Annotated in this window: 13 protein-coding genes, 1 tRNA gene and 1 pseudogene; 7 read left to right on the top strand and 8 right to left on the bottom strand. The window is 69.0% G+C overall.

The window, feature by feature from the left end:
* Positions 1 to 7: 7 nt before the first annotated feature.
* Complete coding sequence (gene bdcA / locus AC3AOF_RS26540; protein ID WP_236988027.1) at positions 8 to 736, bottom strand: SDR family oxidoreductase; 729 nt, start codon at positions 734 to 736, stop codon at positions 8 to 10.
* Positions 737 to 812: 76 nt separating this feature from the next.
* Between bdcA and AC3AOF_RS26535 the strand changes: the two genes are divergently transcribed.
* Positions 813 to 1,415, top strand: coding sequence for a TetR/AcrR family transcriptional regulator (locus AC3AOF_RS26535; protein ID WP_236988028.1), 603 nt, complete (start codon positions 813 to 815; stop codon positions 1,413 to 1,415).
* A 79-nt stretch (positions 1,416 to 1,494) separates the two neighbouring features.
* On the opposite strand, the gene mutS is transcribed toward AC3AOF_RS26535, so the two are convergent.
* A complete protein-coding gene (gene mutS, locus AC3AOF_RS26530) occupies positions 1,495 to 4,275 on the bottom strand; it encodes a DNA mismatch repair protein MutS (RefSeq protein ID WP_488346954.1) in 2,781 nt (926 codons plus the stop codon).
* Positions 4,276 to 4,501: 226 nt separating this feature from the next.
* Here mutS and AC3AOF_RS26525 point away from each other — a divergent pair, with 226 nt between their 5' ends.
* The gene (locus AC3AOF_RS26525) at positions 4,502 to 6,793 is read left to right on the top strand and encodes an NADP-dependent malic enzyme (RefSeq protein ID WP_236988029.1); all 2,292 of its coding nucleotides are present in this window, start codon (positions 4,502 to 4,504) and stop codon (positions 6,791 to 6,793) included.
* Positions 6,794 to 7,161: 368 nt separating this feature from the next.
* On the opposite strand, the gene AC3AOF_RS26520 is transcribed toward AC3AOF_RS26525, so the two are convergent.
* Positions 7,162 to 7,237 (bottom strand) — tRNA-Asn (locus AC3AOF_RS26520).
* A gap of 198 nt (positions 7,238 to 7,435) precedes the next feature.
* On the opposite strand from AC3AOF_RS26520, the gene AC3AOF_RS26515 reads away from it, so the two are divergent.
* Positions 7,436 to 8,098: a DUF6602 domain-containing protein gene (locus AC3AOF_RS26515; RefSeq protein ID WP_488346953.1), complete on the top strand. Its 663-nt coding sequence runs from the start codon at positions 7,436 to 7,438 to the stop codon at positions 8,096 to 8,098.
* A 352-nt stretch (positions 8,099 to 8,450) separates the two neighbouring features.
* Here AC3AOF_RS26515 and AC3AOF_RS26510 read toward each other — a convergent pair whose 3' ends face one another.
* Both AC3AOF_RS26510 and AC3AOF_RS26505 read right to left on the bottom strand, forming a co-directional pair.
* Entirely contained in the window at positions 8,451 to 9,047 is a 597-nt protein-coding gene (locus AC3AOF_RS26510; RefSeq protein ID WP_488349061.1) for a metallophosphoesterase, read from the bottom strand.
* 166 nt (positions 9,048 to 9,213) lie between these two features.
* Positions 9,214 to 9,477, bottom strand: a complete 264-nt coding sequence (locus tag AC3AOF_RS26505; RefSeq protein WP_236988030.1) for a hypothetical protein — start codon at positions 9,475 to 9,477, stop codon at positions 9,214 to 9,216.
* 243 nt (positions 9,478 to 9,720) lie between these two features.
* Here AC3AOF_RS26505 and AC3AOF_RS26500 point away from each other — a divergent pair, with 243 nt between their 5' ends.
* The 4 genes from AC3AOF_RS26500 to AC3AOF_RS26485 all read left to right on the top strand — a co-directional run bounded on the left by AC3AOF_RS26500 (position 9,721) and on the right by AC3AOF_RS26485 (position 16,850).
* Positions 9,721 to 11,700 carry a putative bifunctional diguanylate cyclase/phosphodiesterase gene (locus tag AC3AOF_RS26500; protein WP_236988031.1) on the top strand — a complete coding sequence of 660 codons (1,980 nt, stop codon included), beginning with the start codon at positions 9,721 to 9,723 and terminating at the stop codon, positions 11,698 to 11,700.
* 103 nt (positions 11,701 to 11,803) lie between these two features.
* The gene (locus AC3AOF_RS26495) at positions 11,804 to 13,306 is read left to right on the top strand and encodes a phosphomannomutase/phosphoglucomutase (RefSeq protein WP_488346952.1); all 1,503 of its coding nucleotides are present in this window, start codon (positions 11,804 to 11,806) and stop codon (positions 13,304 to 13,306) included.
* 95 nt (positions 13,307 to 13,401) lie between these two features.
* On the top strand, positions 13,402 to 14,607 hold the full coding sequence (locus tag AC3AOF_RS26490; RefSeq protein ID WP_488346951.1) for a fumarylacetoacetate hydrolase family protein: 1,206 nt from the start codon (positions 13,402 to 13,404) through the stop codon (positions 14,605 to 14,607).
* 137 nt (positions 14,608 to 14,744) lie between these two features.
* Positions 14,745 to 16,850 (top strand): carbohydrate porin, encoded by a 2,106-nt coding sequence (locus tag AC3AOF_RS26485; RefSeq protein WP_442919219.1) that lies wholly within the window; start codon positions 14,745 to 14,747, stop codon positions 16,848 to 16,850.
* 138 nt (positions 16,851 to 16,988) lie between these two features.
* Here AC3AOF_RS26485 and AC3AOF_RS26480 read toward each other — a convergent pair whose 3' ends face one another.
* From AC3AOF_RS26480 to AC3AOF_RS26470, 3 genes and pseudogenes are all read right to left on the bottom strand, one after another.
* A complete protein-coding gene (locus AC3AOF_RS26480) occupies positions 16,989 to 18,956 on the bottom strand; it encodes a hybrid sensor histidine kinase/response regulator (RefSeq protein ID WP_488349060.1) in 1,968 nt (655 codons plus the stop codon).
* Positions 18,957 to 19,070: 114 nt separating this feature from the next.
* Positions 19,071 to 19,319: pseudogene (locus AC3AOF_RS26475) on the bottom strand (PAS domain-containing protein); the annotation flags it as partial.
* Positions 19,320 to 19,827: 508 nt separating this feature from the next.
* Positions 19,828 to 20,669, bottom strand: a protein-coding gene (locus AC3AOF_RS26470; protein ID WP_442919232.1) for an IS5 family transposase whose coding sequence is annotated in 2 segments (ribosomal slippage) — positions 19,828 to 20,279 and positions 20,279 to 20,669 — 843 coding nt in all. Because the reading frame shifts where the segments join, the coding sequence is not laid out codon by codon here.
* Positions 20,670 to 20,727: the final 58 nt, after the last annotated feature.

The raw sequence follows: 20,727 nt of genomic DNA, 5'->3' as shown, positions 1-20,727 counted from the left end.
AACATCGTCAGGCGCCGAAGCCGCCGTCGATCGTGTGCATCGCTCCGGTCACGAAGCTCGCCTCCGGGCCGGCCAGCCAGGCCACCATCCCGGCCACGTCCTCCGGCCGGCCGTGGCGCTTGAGGGCCATGACGGCGTGCATGACGTCCTTCATCGGCCCGTCCGCCGGGTTCATGTCGGTGTCGATCGGGCCGGGCTGCACGACGTTGACGGTGATCCCGCGCGGTCCGAAATCGCGTGCCAGCCCCCGCGCCATGCCCTGCAGGGCCGACTTGCTCATCGCATAGGCGGACAGGCCGGGAAACGGGATCCGGTCGCCGTTGACGGAGCCGATCACGATGATCCGTCCGCCCTCCGGCATGCGCCGGGCGGCCTCCACGGCGGCGTGGTAGGGGGCGGTCACGTTGATCCGCACCATCCGGTCGATCTCGTCCGGGTCCTGGTCCAGCGGATCGCCGAACGCGCCCACGCCCGCATTCACCACCAGGACGTCCAGGGGACCGCTCTCGCGCACCCGGGCGATCACCGCGTCCCGGTCGGCGCTGTCGGTCTTCGCGGCGGTCGCGCCGGTCTCCGCCGCCAGCTTGTCCGCCGCGTCCCGCGAGCCCGCATAGGTGAAGGTCACGGCGGCGCCCTCGGCGGCGAGGCGCCGGACGATCGCCGCCCCGATTCCCCGGCTCCCGCCGAGCACGAGAACGGATTTGCCCTGAAAATAGGTGTCGCGGGTCGTGGCCATCGGAGGCTCCTTGAGGCTTAAGTTAGTATCCACTACATAAATTGCCCGAACCTCCGGTCAAGCCGTTTTTGTATCGATGCCTACAAAATCATCGCGCCCCCGCGGCCGCCCCCGCCGCTTCGATCCCGACCAGGCCGTCACGGTGGCGCAGCGCCTCTTCCATGCCCGCGGCTACGACGCCGTCAGCGTCGCCGATCTTACCGAGGCGCTCGGCATCAATCCGCCCAGCTTCTACGCCGCGTTCGGCAGCAAGGCCGGCCTGTATGCCCGCACCCTCGGCCATTACTCGCAGACCGAGGGAATTCCGCTGGCCGAGATCCTGCGCCCGGGCCGCCCCGTGGCCGAGGCCCTCGCCGCCTTGCTGGAGGAGGCGGCGCGCCGCTACGGGGCGGATCCCGAGGCCGCCGGGTGCCTCGCGATCGAGGGGACGCGCTGCCTCGACCCTGCGGCACGGGACGCCGCCCGCGCCCTGACCGGGGCAGGCGGCGAGACCATCCGGTGCTTCGTCGCGGCCAGCCACCCGGCATCGGCCGAAGGCCTGTCCGACTACGTCGTGACCATGATGGTCGGCCTCTCCGCGATGGCCCGCGAGGGCCACGGCCCGGACCGCCTCCTCGCCACCGCCCGGTTCGCCGGCCGGGTCCTCGCACAGGCACTCGCCGCCGACGCGCCGCGGTGAGCGGGGCATCGGCGGCGCCACGCCGTCATGCGGCTCCCGTGCATGCGCGGCCCATCGGGAGAGCGGGCGAGGTTCGGTCCTACCCCTCCGCCCGTGCCGCCTTGAGCCTGTAGAGCGCGTCCAGCGCCTCGCGCGGGCTCAAAGCGTCCGGGTCGATCCCGTCGAGGAGCACGCCGACCGGGTCGGGCTTCTCCAAAGGCGCAGGCGGCGGGGGCGGGGAGGGCGGCATCGCGGCGAAGAGCGGCAGCTCGGCGGGCGCTTTCCGCCGTCCAGAACCACCCTCTCCCTTCTCCAATTCGGCGAGCAGCGCCTTGGCGCGGGCGATCACCGGGGCGGGCAGGCCGGCCAGCCGCGCGACCTGGAGGCCGTAGGAGCGGTCGGCCGCACCCGGCACCACCTCGTGCAGGAACACCACGTCGCCCTTCCACTCCGTCACCTTGAGGGTGGCGTTGGACAGGCGGTCCAGGCGCTGGGCGAGCCCGGTCAGCTCGTGGAAATGGGTGGCGAAGAGCGCCCGGCAGCCATTGGTGCCGTGCAGGTGCTCCAGGCAGGCCCAGGCGATCGAGAGACCGTCGAAGGTCGCGGTGCCCCGCCCGATCTCGTCGAGCACGACGAGGGAGCGCTTCGTCGCCTGGTTGAGGATCGCCGCGGTCTCGACCATCTCGACCATGAAGGTCGAGTGGCCGCGCGCCAGGTCGTCGGCGGCTCCCACCCGGGAGAACAGCCGGTCGACGAGGCCGAGATGGGCGGCGGCTGCCGGCACGAAGGCGCCCATCTGGGCCAGCACCGCGATGAGCGCGTTCTGGCGCAGGAAGGTCGACTTGCCGCCCATGTTCGGGCCGGTGACGAGGAGGATCTGGCCCGCTTCGGTGCCCGAGAGGTCGCAGGCATTGGCGATGAAGGCCTCGCCCGCCCTGGTCAGCGCCGCCTCGACGACCGGATGGCGCCCGCCCTCGATCCGGAAGGCGAGGCCGTCATCGACGACCGGCCGGGTCCAGTTCAGCTCGACGGCGAGTTCCGCGTGCGAGGCCGCGACGTCCAAAGCCGCGAGCGCGCTCGCCGCCGCCACGATCGAATCGGATTCGGCCATCACGGCCTTCGACAGGGCCTCGAAGATCTCGAGTTCGAGGGCGAGCCCGCGGCCGGCGGCATTGGCGATCCTGGTTTCCAGTTCGCCCAGTTCGACGCTGGTGAAGCGCATCGCGTCCACCATGGTCTGGCGGTGGACGAAGGTCGCGCGCCAGGGATCCTTCAGCAGGGTCTCGCCGAAGGCCTGCGGCACCTCGATGAAGTAGCCGAGCAGGTTGTTGTGCTTGATCCGCAAGGTGCGGCAGCCGGTCTCGGCGGCGTAGCGGGCCTGGAGGCCGGCGACGACCTGGCGCGAATCGCGCTGGAGCGTGCGGGTCTCGTCGAGCTCGGGCCTGTAACCCTCGCGCACGAAATTCCCGTCGCGGCGCTGCAACGGCAGGTCGTCGGCGAGCGCGGCGGCGAGGTCGTCGGCGAGCGCCTCGTCGAGCCCGGCGAGGATGCGGGCGGCCTTGCCGATCTCGCCCGGCAGCGCGCCGGCCCCGGCGAGCGCCGTGGCGATGCCGCGGGCGGCGAGGAGCCCGTCGCGGAGCGCGGCGAGGTCGCGGGGCCCGGCCCGGCCGAGGCCGATCCGGGTGAGCGCCCGAGCCATGTCGGGGGCCCGCGCCAGCTCGGCCCGCAGTTCCGCCCGCAGAGCCCCCTCGGCCACCAGGAACTCGACCGCGTCGTGCCGGCGCCGGATCAGCGCGAGATCGGTCGAGGGGCCGGCCAGCCGCTCGGCAAGCAGGCGCGCGCCGGCACCGCCGACCGTCCGGTCGATGGCGGCGAGCAGGCTGCCCGGGCGCTCGCCCGAGAGCGTGCGGGTGAGTTCGAGATTCTGGCGCGTCGCCGCGTCGATCATCAGGCTCGCACCCGCCGCCTGGCGGGTCGGCGGGCTCAGGGTCACCTTGGCGCCGAGCTGGGTGCGGGCGATGTAGTGCAGGACGGCGCCGGCCGCCGCGATCTCGACCCGGCTGAAGGCGCCGAACCCGTCGAGGGTCTGGACGCCGAACTGCTCCTTGATCGCCCGCTCGGCCGAGGCCGGATCGACGTCGCCGCGGCCAACCGGCGTGACGGCGGCCCGCGTGTCGCGCCACAGCCGGGCGACCTCGGGGTCCTGGTGGATCGCGTCGCCCATCACGATCTCGCGCGGGTCGAGCCGGGCGATCTCGGCGGCGAGCCCGGTCCCCTCGACCTCGCCGAGCGAGAAGCGCCCGGTCGAGATGTCGACGGCGGCCAGCCCGTACATCCAGGCCGAGTCCGAGGCGCGGCGGCGGGCGAGCGCCAGCAGCACGTTGGCCCGGCCGGGATCGAGCAGGCGGTCCTCGGTGATGGTGCCGGGGGTGACGAGGCGCACCACCTCGCGCCGCACCACCGACTTCGAGCCGCGCTTCTTGGCCTCCGCCGGATCCTCGGTCTGCTCGCAGACCGCGACCCGGTGGCCGAGCCCGATCAGTCGCTGGAGGTAATCGTCCGAGCGCTCGACCGGTACGCCGCACATCGGGATGTCGGCACCCGCATGCTTGCCGCGGCGGGTGAGCACGATGCCGAGCGCCCGCGAGGCGGTCTCGGCATCCTCGAAGAACAGTTCGTAGAAATCCCCCATGCGGTAGAACAGCAGCGAATCGGGATTCGCCGCCTTGATCTCGATGTACTGTGCCATCATCGGCGAGACCTTGGCCTCGTCGTCGGGCGCGGCGGAACGCCGGCCGCGGGCGGGCGGCGGCGGCGCCTCGTCGGCGGGCTCGTACGCCTCGTTGCGAAGCAGGCGGCCGGTGTCGCTGTCCATCGTCATGAGATCGGGGGGCTGTCGGGTCCGCGGCATCGTGGTCTGGCAGACTAACAGAAGCTCAGGCCCGCGCTCCAGACCGGGACTCCGGGGATGATGGGGATGATCGTCCCCGGCTGAAATGTCCCGCCCGGGTGTGTTAGCGCCGCAGCGCCGCTTGAGCCGGCCGGATCATGGCCCTAAGGGACCTTTCCCCGATCGTCTGATCCTGGTCGCACGAGAAGAGCCTGGCATGAGCGAGTCCCGCCCCGTCACCCGCGGCAAGCGCCCGACCTTCACCGACCAGGAGGCGCTGCAATTCCACCAGCAGGGCCGGCCCGGCAAGCTGGAGGTGGTGGCGACGAAGCCGATGGCGACGCAGCGCGACCTGTCGCTCGCCTACTCGCCCGGCGTCGCGGTGCCGGTGCTCGCCATCGCCGATGACCCGGCGCTGGCCTACGACTACACCGCCAAGGGCAACCTCGTGGCGGTGATCTCGAACGGCACGGCGATCCTCGGCCTCGGCAACCGTGGCGCGCTCGCCTCGAAGCCCGTGATGGAGGGCAAGGCGGTCCTGTTCAAGCGCTTCGCCGACATCGATTCCTTCGACCTCGAAGTCGGCACCGAGGACCCGGACGCGTTCATCAACTGCGTGCGCTATCTCGGGCCGACCTTCGGCGGCATCAACCTGGAGGACATCAAGGCCCCCGAGTGCTTCATCATCGAGGAGCGCCTGCGGGAATTGATGGACATCCCGGTCTTCCATGACGACCAGCACGGCACCGCGATCATCTCGGCGGCGGGCATCATCAACGCCCTGCACCTGACCGGCCGCGACATCTCGGAAGCCAGGCTCGTCGTCAACGGCGCGGGCGCGGCGGGCATCGCCTGCATCGAGCTCGTCAAGGCGCTGGGCTTCCGCTCCGAGAACGTGATCCTGTGCGACACCAAGGGCGTGGTGTTCCAGGGCCGCACCGAGGGCATGAACCAGTGGAAGTCGGCCCACGCGGTCGCGACCTCGAAGCGGACCCTCGAAGAGGCGATGGAGGGCGCCGACATCGCGTTCGGCCTCTCGGTCAAGGGCGCGTTCACGCCCGAGATGGTCGCCTCGATGGCGCCGCAGCCGATCATCTTCGCGATGGCGAACCCCAACCCCGAGATCACCCCCGAGGAGGTGGCGCAGGTCCGCGACGACGCGATCGTGGCGACCGGGCGTTCGGACTATCCGAACCAGGTCAACAACGTGCTGGGCTTCCCCTACATCTTCCGCGGGGCGCTGGACGTGCACGCGACCACGATCAACATGGAGATGAAGATCGCGGCGGCGCAGGCGCTCGCGGCGCTCGCCCGCGAGGACGTGCCGGACGAGGTGGCGGCGGCCTACCAGGGCACCCGGCCGCGCTTCGGGCGCGAATACATCATCCCGGTGCCGTTCGATCCGCGCCTGATCCACACCATCCCGACGGCCGTGGCCAAGGCCGCCATGGAGACCGGCGTCGCCCGCAAGCCCATCGACAACATGGACCGCTACCGGGCCCAGCTCTCGGCAAGGCGCGATCCCGTCGCCGGCACGCTGAACCGGGTGTTCGAGCGGGTGCGCAAGTATCCCAAGCGCGTCGTCTTCGCCGAGGGCGAGGAGGAGGTGGTGATCCGCGCCGCGATCTCCTTCGTCAACCAGGGCCTCGGCACCGCGATCCTGGTCGGCCGCGAGGACCGGGTGATGGCCAATGCCGAGGCCGCCGGCATCGATCTCTCGGGCCGCGACAACATCGAGATCCACAACGCCGCGAAGTCCGACCGCAACGGCGTCTACGCGCAGTTCCTCTACGCGCGGATGCAGCGCAAGGGCTACCTGTTCCGCGACTGCCAGCGCCTGATCAACCAGGACCGCAACCACTTCGCCGCCTCGATGGTGGCGCTCGGCGACGCCGACGCGATGGTGACGGGAACCACCCGCAACTACTCGATCGCGCTCGAGGACGTGCGCCGGGTCATCGACCACAAGCCCGGCCACCGGGTGATCGGCGTCTCGCTCTGCCTCGCCCGCGGCCGGGTGGTGCTGGTGGCCGACACCGCGATCCACGAGATGCCGAGCGCCGAGGAGATCGCCGGCATCGCCATCGAGGCGGCGGGCGTGGCGCGGCGCCTCGGCTACGAGCCGCGGGTGGCGCTCCTGTCGTTCTCGACCTTCGGCTTCCCCAAGGCCGAGCGCGCCGAGAAGGTGCAGGAGGCGGTGCGCATCCTCGACGGGATGCGGGTCGATTTCGAGTATGACGGCGAGATGGCCGCCGACGTGGCGCTGAACAAGGACCTGCTCGCCCAATACCCGTTCAGCCGGCTCAAGCAGCCGGCCAACGTGCTGGTAATGCCGGCCTTCCACTCGGCGGCGATCTCCACCAAGATGCTGCAGGAACTCGGCGGCGCCCAGGTGCTCGGGCCGCTGATCGTCGGCCTCGACAAGGCGGTGCAGATCGTCCCGCTCGGCGCGACCGATTCCGACATCGTCAACATGGCGGCGCTGGCGGCCTACAATATCGGCGGTTGAGTTGGCGAGGCCGAGAGCCGGCTTCCCGTCCCACCCTCAACCTCATCTTGAGGTGTCAGTCCATCAGAAATGGACTGACCTCGAAGGAGGGTTCCAGATACCCCGGCGATGTCTGGAGGCCTCCTTCGAGGCCCCCTTCGGTCGCGTGGGTGTGCACCCCGGTCGACAAGGGCGATCTTGTCGACGATGGACTGGCTCCAAGTCGGTGCGGGACGCGAGCGCCAATGCGTCGCCATATGCCGCGTAGCGGCACAGTTCGTGCACGTAACGGGAATGCTGTCGGAGGGTCGTTGGAATCCAATCATGTCGCATAGTTTAGGGCTGGGTCACCGTGGAGAACATCCTGGGGCCATGCGACTTCAAAGGATTGGCTGGAACGGCAGGGCTCAAACCTACGACCCTGTCTTTAACAGGGCGGTGCTCTACCGAATGAGCTACATTCCACCAAGCAGATAGCAAACCGCTCGGGTACCTTGCGGCTCCGAGCGTGCGCCTTGGGACCCTGGTGTTCTGCCCTGGATCGCCCGACTGGTCACAACAGATGCGCAGCCACTACCCCGATCTGCCCCCTTGCAAAATTTAGGACAATTTTAATCTATTTTATGCACTGATAACATACGATGATAGAGGGGAAATTTATAAATGCCTAATAGATTTATTGTGCAGCGCATGAGTTCAATTCAAGGTATGCTTATGCATGTACATGCGGGTAGCTCTGGGTTGTCAACTGCTACAAGTGGCCAAGAAAGAGCTGCCGTAATCGATAATTTTCTTAGTTTAATAATGCCGCCAATTTATCGGTTTGGCACAGGTGATGCGACAGACGCAAAAGGCGCAAGAAGTGGGCAGATCGATGTAGTTATTGAGCATCCGTTCTTTCCATCACTTACGCCCGGCATGGGATCGCAAACTAGATTATATCTAGCGGAGAGCATTGCTGCAGTAATAGAAGTTAAATCAAACATTTCAGGACAATGGCATCAGGCGCAGCATACCGCCGCCCAACTCAGCCCGTTGGTTCGTAATTTTGGTGCGCAGATGATTATGGGATTTCCGCCTCCAATACAAATACCTTTGTTCGTAGTTGGATATACCGGATGGAAAACAATGAAAACGTTAGAAGACAATGTTAACGCTGCGTCGGGCATTCACGGTGCTCTAGTGATAGACGCCGAGCTTTATTATACAAAATCTGGATTTTTTGCCCAAGGACCCTTGGCCCTATGGGCGCTTATATCAGATCTTCATAGGATGACAAATTCGCTTCAAAGTGCGTCACCAGACCCTCTTGAATATGCCAGCTAGCATTTGTGAGCCGCGGCGTCGCACCAGTTTGCTTTCTTCGATTCATACTCATCAATTCTGGAACCGTTAACGCGACCACCTAGCCGCGACCCGATCCCACAGTGGCCGGGTCGGCTCGGCGACAGAGGCGGCGTCCCCGTTCATGTGCTCGGCGAACCGCGCCTGATCGATGCACCAGGCGCGCCCGTGATCGGCTAGGAGGACGGCGCCAATGGCGTCCGTCTCCTCTCCGGTGTCCTATGTGCGGAAGAAGCGCTCGACCACGTTGACGAGCCTCGGGAGGCGAGCGCCTTGTCAAGAATGAGGTCGTCGGTGGGGAAAAATGGGGGCGCGTCACCTTTCGCTTCCACTCTCAATTACCGCCCGCCTCGCGGGCGGCTTCGGCCTGCGCCCGCTCTCTTGCTTGATCCCGGGCCAATTCCTCCGGCACCAGAGTCGCCGCATCCTGCCGCTCTGCCAGGGCCGCCAGCCGCACCGGCCGGTACTCCCAGGCATCGACCCCGACATCGCAGGAGCGGGTGGTGTCGGGCAGGGTCCCGTGGGTATGGCCATAGAGGTGGCGGGTGCCGCGCCACAGGCCGGGCCAGGCCCGGTGGGCGTAATGCGCCAGGAACAGCCGCCACTCGCGGCCGTCCTCCCGCAATGTCAGCCGCGCGCTCTCGACCGGCGGGGCGGCCCAGGGCAGGTCGAGGACGCGGTTGCTGTCGTGGTTGCCGCGCACCAGGCGCTTGATGCCGTTCAACCGTGAGAAGATCGCCGCGCAATGCGCGCGCTCGGCATGGGCGGCGAAGTCGCCGACATGCCAGACCTCGTCCTCGGGCCCGACGACGGCGTTCCAATGAGCCACCAGGGTTTCGTCGTGATGGTCGATGGAGGTGAACAGGCGGCCGCGCTGGCGCAGGATGTGGCTGTCGCCGAAATGCGTGTCGGCGGTGAAGAAGACGGCCATGCCCACCCGGTGCGCCAGCGTGACGGATGCGGACAAGATGGGGCGGCCGGCGCCGCCGGCACGGGACGGATCGCCGCGTCGGCTTTTCGCGAAGCCGGCGGGAATACCCCGCCGGACAGGATTCTCGTCGCTTTCCGATCGGTCGCTTTGCGATGCCGAACGCGTATCAGTAGTTCCGGCCCGCGCCGTAGCCGTAGCCGTCGCGCGGGCGCACCCGGGCGCCGTAATCGACGTCGCGCTGGGCGTTTCGCTTGGCCAGCGCCCGGCCTGCCAAACAGCCCGCCACGGCGCCGACGACGCCGCGCTCGGCCAGGTAATGCCCGGCGATGCCGCCGATGATCGCCCCCTTGATGCAGCCCTTCGCCTCCGCCGCGCCGACGCCCACCAGCGTCACGACCGCCACCAAAGCCGCCCTCGCCACATTGCGCATGATGCCTCCTCGCAGTCTTGCGACCTATTCAACGGCCAGGCTCGGCCACCGTTCCGTGGCGGCAGGTTCCGGAAGGGAGCGGCGACGGGTGCCGCCTCGGCCGGCAGAGGCGTGGCAGGCTTGACCTTTCCCGGCTTGACCCAGACGGTGGTCAACGATTCTTTACCGGCGGCCGTTATGATAGCACGGCTGACCCGCCGAGGTGACATGTCAGAACCAGGCAGCCAGGAACCGGGCTCCGACATGCCGCGCCGTGGCGACGGTCCGGACCTGCGCGCCTCGATCCGGCGCGACCAGCTCGAGGCGGTGCGCCGCAGCGTGCAGCAGGCCATGCCGGTCAACGCGCTGCTCGGCGCCACCGGGGCGCTGGTCGCCGCCCAGGCCGGCCACGGGCGTGCGGGCCTCGCCTGGTTCGCGGTGTCGTCGCTCGTCAACCTCACCCGGTTCGGCCTGTGCCGGGCGCCCTGCCTCGGCCTTGCCGCCCCCGAGGGCTCGCCGCCGGACCAGGCCCGGGCCGCCGCCGGCGCGGTCGACCGGCACCTGCAGCTCGCCACCCTGGCGGCGTTCCTGTCGGGCCTCGTCTGGTCCCTGGTGGCGCTCCTGTGCGACGGCTACACCGCGCCCCAGACCCTGTTCTACCTCGTCGTCGTCTGCGGCATCACCGCCGGGGCCGTCACCCACGGCATGGCCTACGCGGCGATTCCCGCGAGCTTCATCACGCCGCCGCTCCTGACGGTGGCCGGCTGCCTCGCCTGGACCGGCGGCTTCGACCGGACCTGCCTCGCCCTCACGGTGCTGCTCTACCTCGCGGCGCTCCTGCGCAGCGCCATCGAGACCGAGCGGGGCTTTCGCCGGACCTCCCGGCTGAAGAACGAGGCCACGGCGCTCGCCCGCGCCCGCCACGAGGCGCATGCGGCGGCAAGCAGCCTCGCCGACGAGATGCGCCGGCGCGCCACCCACGATGCCCTCACCGGGCTGATGAACCGGGCCGGCTTCGCGCAAGCGGCGGAAGCGCGGATCCGCCGGCCCGGACCGGCGCCCTGCCTGATGCTGCTCGACCTCGACGGCTTCAAGTCGGTCAACGACGTCTACGGCCACTCGACCGGCGACCGGGTGCTGGCCGAGGTGGCGCAGCGCCTGCGCCGGACCCTGCCGCCGGAGGCGCTGGCGGCCCGTTTCGGCGGCGACGAGTTCGCGGTGCTGTACGACCCCTGCGCCGGATGGCCGCCCGCCGACCTGGCGGCGGCCCTGATCGGGGCGGTGGTCGAGCCGTTCGAGAGCTTCGATGCCGGCCGCCTCGGCGTCAGCATCGGCCTGTGCCACGCCCACGGGCCCAGCCTGACCCAGATGCTGAGCTGCGCCGACGACGCGCTCTACGCCGCCAAGGCCGCCGGGCGGAACCGCTTCCGGATCTTCGACGAGGGCCTGCGCCGTCGCCTGGAGATGCGGCGCGACAGCGAGCGCGACCTCTCGCACGCCCTCGCCGAGACCGGCCTCGCGGTCTGGTTCCAACCGATCTTCGGCGAGGGCGGTACCCGCATCGCCGGGCTCGAAGCGTTGGTGCGCTGGAACCACCCGGTCCATGGCTGGATCCCGCCCGGCGAGATCGTCGCCGCCGCCGCCCGGTCCGGCCTGACCGAATCGCTCCTGCGCTTCATCCTGGAGCAGGTCTGCGGCGCGATGCAGGCCTTGCGCGCCGCCGGCATCCGCGACGTCCGGGTGGCGATGAACGTCTCGCCGCGGGAGATGGCGCAGATCCCGGTCGACGAGATCGTGCTCGACCGCCTGCGGGCGCTGGGCTTGGCACCGTTGCTCCTCGAGATCGAGATCACCGAGGAGACCGCCCTCGATATCGAGGCGGTGCAGGACAAGCTCCTCGCCCTGTCCCGCGCCGGCATCCGGGTGGCCCTCGACGATTTCGGCGTCGGCTATTCGTCGCTCGCCTCCCTGCGCCAGCTGCGGGCCGGCCGGGTCAAGATCGACCGCAGCCTCGTCACCGGCCTGTCGGCCTCCGACGACAAGCGCGGCCTGGTCCAGACGGTGCTCGGCCTCGGCCGGACGCTCGGCCTCGAAGTGGTGGCCGAAGGCGTCGAGACGGCGGACGACCTCGCCACCCTGCGGGCCCTCGGCTGCCCGTTCCTCCAGGGCTACCATCTCGGCCGGCCGGTCCCGGCCGACCAGGCGCTCCGCCAGGTCCTGGCCCACCGCACGGATGCGGCCTGACCCTTTCGGATATCCTCCGCGCGGAGATCATGCGCGCGACTGGCCGCCGGGCTAGTCTTCCCGAGCCTCCGACTTCGTCCGCTCGCCAAACGACAGGCCGCTCATGTTCCCGAAGCCCCACGCCGCGCTCACGCCGAACACCTTCGCGTTCGAGAGCCTGCCGCTCGTCGCGCCCACGGGGTTTCGCGAATACGACGCCCGCTGGCTGTTCCCGAAGGATCTCAACCTGATAGGGGTCCAGGCGCTGGGCCTCGGCCTCGGCACGCTCGTCCACGAGCTCGGCGTGCGCCCCGACATCGTCACCGGCCACGATTTCCGCGCCTACTCGGCATCGATCAAGCTGGCACTCATCGCCGGCATGCAGGCCGCGGGCCTGCGGGTGCAGGATATCGGCCTCTGCCTCTCGCCGATGGCCTATTTCGGCCAGTTCGCCCTCGATTGCCCCTGCGTGGCGATGGTCACCGCCTCGCACAACGACAACGGCTGGACCGGCGTGAAGATGGGCGCCGAGCGCCCGATGACCTTCGGCCCGGCCGAGATGGGCCGCCTCAAGGAGATCGTGCTCTCGGGCGAGTTCCGGTACCGCGACGGTGGCGGCTATCGCTTCGTACCCGATTTTTCGAAGACCTATCTCGACGACCTGATGTCCCGGGCGCGCCCGCTGACCCGCAAGCTCAAGGTCGTGGCCGCCTGCGGCAACGGCACGGCGGGCGCCTTCGCGCCCGGGCTGCTGGAGCGCCTCGGCTGCGAGGTGGTGCCGCTGGATGTGGAAGCCGACGCCACCTTCCCGCGCTACAACCCGAACCCCGAGGACATGGCGATGCTGCACGCCATCGCCGACACCGTGAAGGCCACCGGCGCCGATGTGGGTCTCGGCTTCGACGGCGACGGCGACCGCTGCGGCGTGGTCGACGAGAAGGGCCACGAGATCTTCGCCGACAAGGTCGGGGTGATGCTCGCCCGCGACCTCTCGCTTCAATATCCCGATGCCCGCTTCGTCGTCGACGTGAAGTCGACGGGCCTCTTCGCTTCCGATCCGGAGCTGAAGGCGCGCGGCGTCGAGACCGACTATTGGAAGACGGGCCATTCCTACATCAAGCGCCGGGTCAACGAGCTGAACGCGCTGGCCGGGTTCGAGAAATCGGGCCACTTCTTCTTCAACGCGCCGGTGGGCCGCGGCTACGACGACGGGCTCCTCACGGCGATCGCCGTGATCGAGATGCTCGACCGCAACCCGGACAGGAGCCTGTCGCAGCTCTACGCTGCGCTCCCCACCACCTTCGGCTCGCCGACGATGTCGCCGCATTGCGCCGACGAGGAGAAGTACGGCGTGGTCGAGCGGGTGACGGCGCGCTTCCGGGAGATGCACGAGCGCGGTGAGACGCTCGGCGGTGCGGCGATCACCGGTCTCGTCACGGTGAACGGGGTGCGGGTCTCCACCGCGGACGGCACCTGGGGCCTGGTACGGGCCTCCTCGAACAAGCCGGAGCTGGTCGTGGTGGTCGAGAGTCCGGTCTCGCGGGCGCGGCTGGAGGAGATGTTCCGGGCGGTGGACGGCGTGCTGCGCGAGAACCCGCAGGTCGGCACCTACAACCAGACGATCTGACGGCGTCCGCGCTTCCCCGCCGCAACCGATGGGCTTAGGTCTCTCCTCGTACCGCGCACCCGCCGAACGGGCGCCGGCCGGGAGGAGACCCACCGATGCAACCGATTCTCGACGCCTACGACGCCCGCGCCATCCTGCCGGAGGATGGCTGCGCCGGAGCGCTGGCCGGCCGGATCTGGCGGCCGGAGCTGAACGGGCCGAGCGTCGTGGCGGTGCGGCCGGGCGCCGGCGGCGCACCGGACCTCGTCGACATCACCCGGGCCTTCCCGACCATCCGCGACCTGTGCGAGACGCCCGATCCGGCGGGCGCCCTGCGGGGAGCCGCGGGCGAGACGGTCGGGGGCCTCGACGCGGTTCTGGCCAACACGCCCCCCGACACCCGCGACCCGTCGAAGCCCTGGCTGCTTGCTCCCATCGACCTCCAGGCGGTCAAGGCCGCCGGCGTGACCTTCGCGGTCTCGATGCTGGAGCGGGTGATCGAGGAGCGGGCCCGCGGCAACCCGGACGCCGCGGCGGCGATCCGCCAGGAGGTCGGGCGGCTCGTCGGCGACGACCTGCGCCGGCTCAAGCCCGGCTCCCCCGAGGCGATGGCGCTGAAGGCCGTGCTGGTGGCGCAAGGCGCCTGGAGCCAGTATCTCGAGGTCGGCATCGGCCCCGACGCCGAGATCTTCACCAAGGCCCAGCCGCTCTCCTCCGTCGGCTGCGGCCAGGAGGCGGGGCTGCATCCGGGCTCGCAATGGAACAACCCGGAGCCCGAGGTCGCCCTGGTGGTGGCCTCCGACCAGCGCATCGTCGGGGCGACGCTCGGCAACGACGTCAACCTGCGCGACTTCGAAGGCCGCTCGGCCCTGCTCTTGGGCAAGGCCAAGGACAACGCCGCCTCCTGCGCGCTGGGCCCGTTCCTGCGCCTGTTCGACGACGGCTTCTCCCTCGACCATGTCCGCCGCACGGTGGTGAGCCTGGAGGTGACGGGCGACGACGGCTTCAAGCTCGCGGGCACCTCGGCCCTGTCCGAGATCAGCCGCGACCCGGCCGACCTCGTCGAGGCGATGATGGGCGGGACCCACCAGTATCCGGACGGCGCGGTCCTGTTCCTCGGCACGATGTTCGCGCCGGTCGAGGACCGGGGCGCACCGGGCCAGGGCTTCACCCACAAGGTCGGCGACCGGGTGGTGATCCGCAGCCCGGCGCTGGGGGCGCTGGTCAACCGCATGCGCCATTGCCAGGATTGCGAGCCCTGGACCCTCGGCGCGGCGGCGCTGATGCGCAACCTCGCCGCCCGCGGGCTGCTGCACGGCTGAGAATCCGGTTGCAGGCCTTCACGCCGTGACATTACCGTCACGGAAACCGTAGACCCCTGTCCCGGGCAAGCGTGGCCGGTTGCCAGGAATATAGCAATGGCTATACCTGGCTGCCGGACCAGGACGGGGAAGCGGCGATGCGGTGCGTGGGCGGAGCGGGATTCGGGGTGGCGTTGGGGCTCTGCGCCGGCATGGCGGCGGCGGCCGACCTGCGACCGCCCGCCCCCGCTCTTGCGCCTGCCCCCGCCGACGGGCCGGCCTTCGTCGACTGGTCCGGCCCCTATCTGGGGATCGAGGGCAGTGCCGGAGCCTCGTTCGGCAATTACCGCTTCGGGCCGAGCACCGTCGGCGGCCGGACGATCCCGGCCTTCCAGAGCGGCGATTCGACGAGGCGCTCGGATACCGGCCGCACCGCCACGACGGCGGTCGGCGGCCTGTTCGGCGGCTACAACTGGCAGACCGGCCCCTACCTCTACGGAATCGAGGCCGACCTCTACGGCGCCAACCTCAAGCGTCCGGTCCCCTCGACCGCGCTGGGCTTCGGCTACGAGGACGTCGATCCGGCCTTCAGCGTGATCCGGGGCAAGACCGATCTCTACGGGGCCGTGCGCGCCCGCCTCGGCTATTCGTTCGAGAGCTACCTCGTCTACGCCACCTTCGGGCTCGCGGGCGCCGATGCGCGGGTGCTCGCGACCTACCCGGATGCCGCCGGGACGATGGCGACGGCGCGCAAGGACCTGTCCTTCCTCGGCTTCACCCTCGGGGCCGGCGTGCAATACGCCATTACCCCGAACCTCGCGCTCGGCCTCGACTACCGCTACATCGATCTCGGCCGCTCCGGCCGGTTCGATCTCGGCACCGTGCCGGGCCTCGGGCCGGTCTCGACCCAGGCCGCGTTCTCGTCGCACCAGATGATGGCGCGGCTCTCCTGGTATCCCTACGGCCTCAAGCTGCCGGCGGAAGTGGCCGAGGACGCCCCGGCCAGCCGCGACACCGGCCGCTACTCGTTCCACGGCCAGACCACCTTCGTCAGCCAAGGCGTGCCGGGCTTCCGCGCGCCCTATCGCGGCGAGAACAGCCTGGTGCCGAACCAGGTCCAGTCCACCACGACCGCGACCCTGTTCCTCGGCGTGAAGCTGACCGACAGCACCGAACTCTACTACAACCCGGAATTCTCGCAGGGCTTCGGCCTGTCGCGCACGCTCGGCGTCGCCGGCTTCGTCAACGGCGAGGCCCAGAAGGCCGGCGCGCCGTTCCCGAAGCTGCGCTCGAACCGCTACTTCATCCGCCAGACCTTCGGGCTGGGCGGCGCCACCGAGGACGTGCCGGACGGCGTCAACCAGGTGGCGATGACCCGCGACGTCGAGCGGATCTCGGTCGTGGCCGGCAAGTTCGCGCTCGGCGACTTCTTCGACGGCAACGTCTACGCCCACGACCCGCGGGTCGACTTCATGAACTGGTCGATCTGGGGCTCCTCGGCCTGGGACTTCCCGGCGAACCTCCCCGGCTTCACGCAAGGGCTGATGGTCGAGTACAACCGGCCGGACTTCGCCATCCGGGCCGCCTACACCCAGGTGCCGAAGGAGCCGTCGAACGACGTGCTCGACCCGCGGGTCTTCCAGCGCGCCGGCACCAACATCGAGTTCGAGGAGCGCCACGTCCTGCCCGGCCTCGACCAGCCGGGCAAGCTGCGCATCGGCCTGTTCAGCAATGTCGGCAACACCGCCAATTACCGCCAGGTCGTCGACCTGACGCGGTCCGGGATCTACGACGACATCAACGACGCAGCCGCCGCGACCCGCCGGCCCCGGCGCAAGACCGGCGCCTACATCAACCTGGAGCAGGCCCTGACGCCGGATCTCGGCCTGTTCGCCCGGGCGAGCCTCTCGGACGGGCGCAACGAAAGCCTCTCCTTCACCGATGTCGATCGCTCGATCTCGGGGGGGCTCTCGCTCAAGGGCACCGCCTGGGAACGGCCGAGCGACACGGTCGGCATCGGCGGAGCGATCAACGGCCTGTCGCCGTCGCACCGGGCCTTCTTCGCCAATGGAGGCCTCGGCCTGCTCATCGGCGACGGGCGGCTCAACTACGGCACCGAGCGCGCCTTCGAGACCTACTATGCCATGAGCCTCACCAAGGCGGTCACGGTGTCGTTCAACTACCAGCTGGTCGTGAATCCCGCCTATAACCGCGACCGCGGCCCGGCCAACTTCTTCGGCACCCGCCTGCACGCCGATTTCTGAGGGCCTGTTTGACCAGATTCATCTGCTGAAAACTGAGAGTGAGCACGAAATATCCTGCCCACTCATTTCATCCTGAGGTGTCGGCGATCGGAGGTCGCACATCAGGTTGAGGTCGTGAAAAGGGGATGATGCACTCGTCTAGCGAAGCCGCTCCCGCTCCCGCCCGGCCTCGATGATCGAGCGGATCCGGGCGGCCATCGTCTCGATGGAGAAGGGTTTGGTCAGCACCGCCATGCCGGGGCTCAAGGTCCCGCTGCCGAGGATGGCGGTCTCGGCGTAGCCGGTGATGAGCAGCACCTTGAGGTCCGGCCGGGTCTCCCGGGCCGCCTCGGCCATCTGGCGGCCGTTCATCCCGCCGGGAAGGCCGATATCGGTGACGAGGAGATCGATCCGCACGTCGGAGCGCAGCACGCGCAGGCCCGCCGCGCTGTCGCCGGCCTCGATCGCCGTGTAGCCGAGGTCTTCCAGGATGTCGGTGACGAGCATCCGCACGGTCGGCTCGTCGTCGACCACCAGCACGGTCTCGCCGCCCGCGGAGCGCGGCAGCGGCGCGGTCGTCCCGGTCTCGTCCTCGCCCGGCACCGCGCCGGCGTGTCGCGGCAGGTAGAGGCTGACGGCGGTGCCCTCGCCGATCCGCGAGGCGATGCGCACCTGCCCGCCGGATTGCTGCGCGAAGCCGTAGATCATCGACAGGCCCAAGCCCGTGCCCTCGCCGATCGGCTTGGTGGTGTAGAACGGCTCGAACACCCGGGCGATCACCTCCGGGCTCATGCCGGTCCCGGTATCGGTCACGCGCAGGCGCACGTATTCGCCTTGCGGCATGTCGTGCCGGCGGGCGGTGGGGGCGTCGATCGTCCGGTTGGCGGTCTCGACGGTGATGCGCCCGCCGTCGGGCATCGCGTCGCGGGCGTTGATGCAGAGGTTGAGGAGCGCGTTCTCGAGCTGGGACGGATCGACCAGGGCCGGCCAGGCGTCGGGCGCCTCGGCCACCTCGAGGGCGATGCCGGGCCCCACCGTCCGCTGGATCAACTCCTGCATCCCCCGCGCCAGCCGGCCGACATCGGTGGGACGCGGGTCGAGGGTCTGGCGGCGCGAGAAGGCGAGGAGCCGGTGCGTCAGCGCCGCGGCGCGCTTGGCGGCGCCCTGCGCGGCCGCCATGTAGCGCTCCACGTCGGTGAAGCGCCCCTGCGCGAGCCGCGTCTGCATCAGCTCCAGCGAGCCCGAGATGCCGGCGAGCAGGTTGTTGAAGTCGTGGGCGAGGCCCCCGGTGAGCTGGCCCACCGCCTCCATCTTCTGCGACTGGCGCAGGGCCTCCTGCGTCGCCGCGAGTTCGGCCTCGGCCCGCAGCCGGTCGGAGATGTCCTTGGCGAAGTGGAACGCGCCGATCACCCGGCCCTCGCCGTCGCGCAAAGGCGCGTAGGAGACCTCGAAGGCCGGCTTCGCCAGGTCCGGATCGCCGAATTCCTCCGTGACCGTGTAGCATTCGCCGGCGAGCGCCCGGGCCATGAAGCCGCGCATCACCGGGGCCTGGTCGGGCGGGAAGAGATCGGGGAACACCTCGCCGATCCGCACCCGGTGGCCGAAGATCCGGTAGAATTCGTCGCTATGGGCCTGGTTGAAGGCGATCAGCCGGTACTCGGTGTCGAAGGCGCAGATCGGGTCGGCGCTCGACTGGACGATGTCGCCGTAGAGGCGCAATTCCGCCGTGCGGTCGGCCACCTGCCGGCCGAGCGACAGGGTGAGGTCGCGGGAGGCGGCCTCGGCCTCTTTGCGCTCGGTGATGTCGGTGGCGGCGCCGTACCATTCGGTGATCCGGCCCTGCGCGTCGAGCACCGGCACCGCCCGGGACGAGGCCCAGCCGGTCGCCCCGTCGACGAGATAGACCCGGTGTTCGAGGCTGAAGGAGGTCTTGGTCCCGATGGCCCGCGCGATCTCGGCCCTGAGCGCCGGGCGGTCCTCCGGCGGGACGTAGGTCTCGATCCAGTCGGTGCTGGCCGAGGTCGTGTCGGCCAGAAAATCGCCGCCGGAGAGATGGTCCAGCCGGCTCCAGTCGGCGCTGATCCGGTAGCGCACCTCGGACGAGGAGCGCACCAGGGCGTCCAGCATCTGCTCGCGCCGGCGCAGGGCCTCGCCGAGGTCGCGCAGCCGCTCGCGCTCCAGCGTCACGTCGAATTGCGAGGCGAAGAAGTAGGTGAGGGTGCCGTCCTCGTCGAAGACCGGCGAGATCAGCAGCCGGTTCCAGAACCGCTCGCCGTTCTTCTTGTGGTTGAGGAGATCGATCTCGATCGCCACGCGGCGCTCGACCGCGTCGCGGATCTTTTCCACGTCGGCGCGGTCGGTCTCCGGTCCTTGCAGGAAGCGGCAATTCTGCCCGAGGACCTCGGCGCGGGTATAGCCGGTCAGCTTGGTGAAGGCGGCGTTGGCGAAGACGATCGGGTTGTCGGGCCGGTGGGGATCGGTGATCAGCATCGGCATCCGGGTCGCGCGCACGGCGGCGGCGAACGGGTCGTGGCTCGGGGTCGAGCGACCGATCTCGGCGTCGATGCGGTCGGTTTCGCGGCGATCCGTCACTGTGTCCCGCCGCCCCCTCGCGACCTCCGGCGGTTCCCGACCACCCGGAGCGGGGCCTAGCACAGCCGGGCCCGCCCGCGCACGATTCTCTTCGCATTGCGGCAAAGCGCGCGGGGTGTCGCAGGAGGCCTCACCCCGATGCGGCGCTTGGTACGGCTCGCAGGTGTGCTGACAATTCCAGATCGTGCGGCTCTTTCCACCCACGACCTCATCCTGAGGTGCGACTGTAAGGAGCCGCGAAGGAGGGCTCCAGGAGTCGCTGCGATCCCTGGAGTCCTCCTTCGAGGTCAGTCGATCGAAGATCGACTAACACCTCAGGATGAGGTGAGAGGGTGGGATACCTCGAATCTGCTGAAATATCTGAGTGAAGAGATTGCTCGCGCGATTTCTCAGTGTCTGTCCGGGATCATGCTGATTGTTGGCAGAGTTTTCTGAGCATGATGCGGATGGAAGCAAGGCGCAGGAAAGCCAGCGCCTTGCGGGTGCGGCACTCCCAATCCTTCGCCAGCCGCCGGCAGCGATTGAGCCAACCAATCGTCCGCTCCACGATCCAGCGCTTGGGCAGGACCTCGAACCCGACCGCCTGATCCGACCGCTTGACGATTTCCACCGTCACAGACCGGCAGACCCGTTCCAATGCCTCCCGGAACACCGGCCCCTGGTAGCCGCCATCTGCATACAGCTTCAGCAGGAACGGGTAGAGACTAAACAGCGTCGCCATGACCCACACGCCGCCATCACGATCCTGCACGTCGGCCGGATGCACCAGAGCATGCATCAGCAGACCTTGTGTATCGACGAGGAGATGGCGCTTCTTGCCTTTGATCTTCTTGCCCGCATCATAGCCGGACGGGTCGATCGTGCGCCCCCTTTTTCCGCGCTCTTGACGCTCTGGCTGTCAATGATCGCTGCCGTTGGGCTGGCCTCACGTCCTGCCTGTTCGCGGCAGAGAACGTAGAGGGTGTGATGGATGCGCAGGAGAGTTCCGTCGTAATCCCATAGATCGAAGTAGCCATGCACCGTCGAGCGAGGCGGTAGATCTTTTGGGATAGCGCGCCATTGGCACCCCGTTCCAAGGACATACATCAAGCCGTTGACCACCTCGCGCAGATCAACCGTTCGTTTGTTTCCCCCGCGTCGAGCCGGCGGGAGAAGGGGAGCAACAAGCGCCCATTCCTCATCCGTCAAATCAGTGGGATAGCGAAGCTTGCTGCGGTCGTACCGCTGGCGGTTCTCAGGCGTCCACATCGCTCAAGCATACGCCTGTCGGCGCGAACCGCAACGCGCTCCGAAAAAACAAATTCTT

This window comes from Methylobacterium sp. 142-1Y, from assembly GCF_057747795.1.
This window is presented reverse-complemented; position numbering and strand designations above follow the sequence as displayed.

Bases quoted from the DNA above. Each gene is read 5' to 3' on its own strand.
- bdcA (WP_236988027.1), bottom strand. From the start codon at position 736: ATGGCCACGACCCGCGACACCTATTTTCAGGGCAAATCCGTTCTCGTG.
- AC3AOF_RS26535 (WP_236988028.1), top strand. From the start codon at position 813: ATGCCTACAAAATCATCGCGCCCCCGCGGCCGCCCCCGCCGCTTCGAT.
- mutS (WP_488346954.1), bottom strand. From the start codon at position 4,275: ATGACGATGGACAGCGACACCGGCCGCCTGCTTCGCAACGAGGCGTAC.
- AC3AOF_RS26525 (WP_236988029.1), top strand. From the start codon at position 4,502: ATGAGCGAGTCCCGCCCCGTCACCCGCGGCAAGCGCCCGACCTTCACC.
- AC3AOF_RS26515 (WP_488346953.1), top strand. From the start codon at position 7,436: ATGCCTAATAGATTTATTGTGCAGCGCATGAGTTCAATTCAAGGTATG.
- AC3AOF_RS26510 (WP_488349061.1), bottom strand. From the start codon at position 9,047: ATGGCCGTCTTCTTCACCGCCGACACGCATTTCGGCGACAGCCACATC.
- AC3AOF_RS26505 (WP_236988030.1), bottom strand. From the start codon at position 9,477: ATGCGCAATGTGGCGAGGGCGGCTTTGGTGGCGGTCGTGACGCTGGTG.
- AC3AOF_RS26500 (WP_236988031.1), top strand. From the start codon at position 9,721: ATGCCGCGCCGTGGCGACGGTCCGGACCTGCGCGCCTCGATCCGGCGC.
- AC3AOF_RS26495 (WP_488346952.1), top strand. From the start codon at position 11,804: ATGTTCCCGAAGCCCCACGCCGCGCTCACGCCGAACACCTTCGCGTTC.
- AC3AOF_RS26490 (WP_488346951.1), top strand. From the start codon at position 13,402: ATGCAACCGATTCTCGACGCCTACGACGCCCGCGCCATCCTGCCGGAG.
- AC3AOF_RS26485 (WP_442919219.1), top strand. From the start codon at position 14,745: ATGCGGTGCGTGGGCGGAGCGGGATTCGGGGTGGCGTTGGGGCTCTGC.
- AC3AOF_RS26480 (WP_488349060.1), bottom strand. From the start codon at position 18,956: ATGCTGGACGCCCTGGTGCGCTCCTCGTCCGAGGTGCGCTACCGGATC.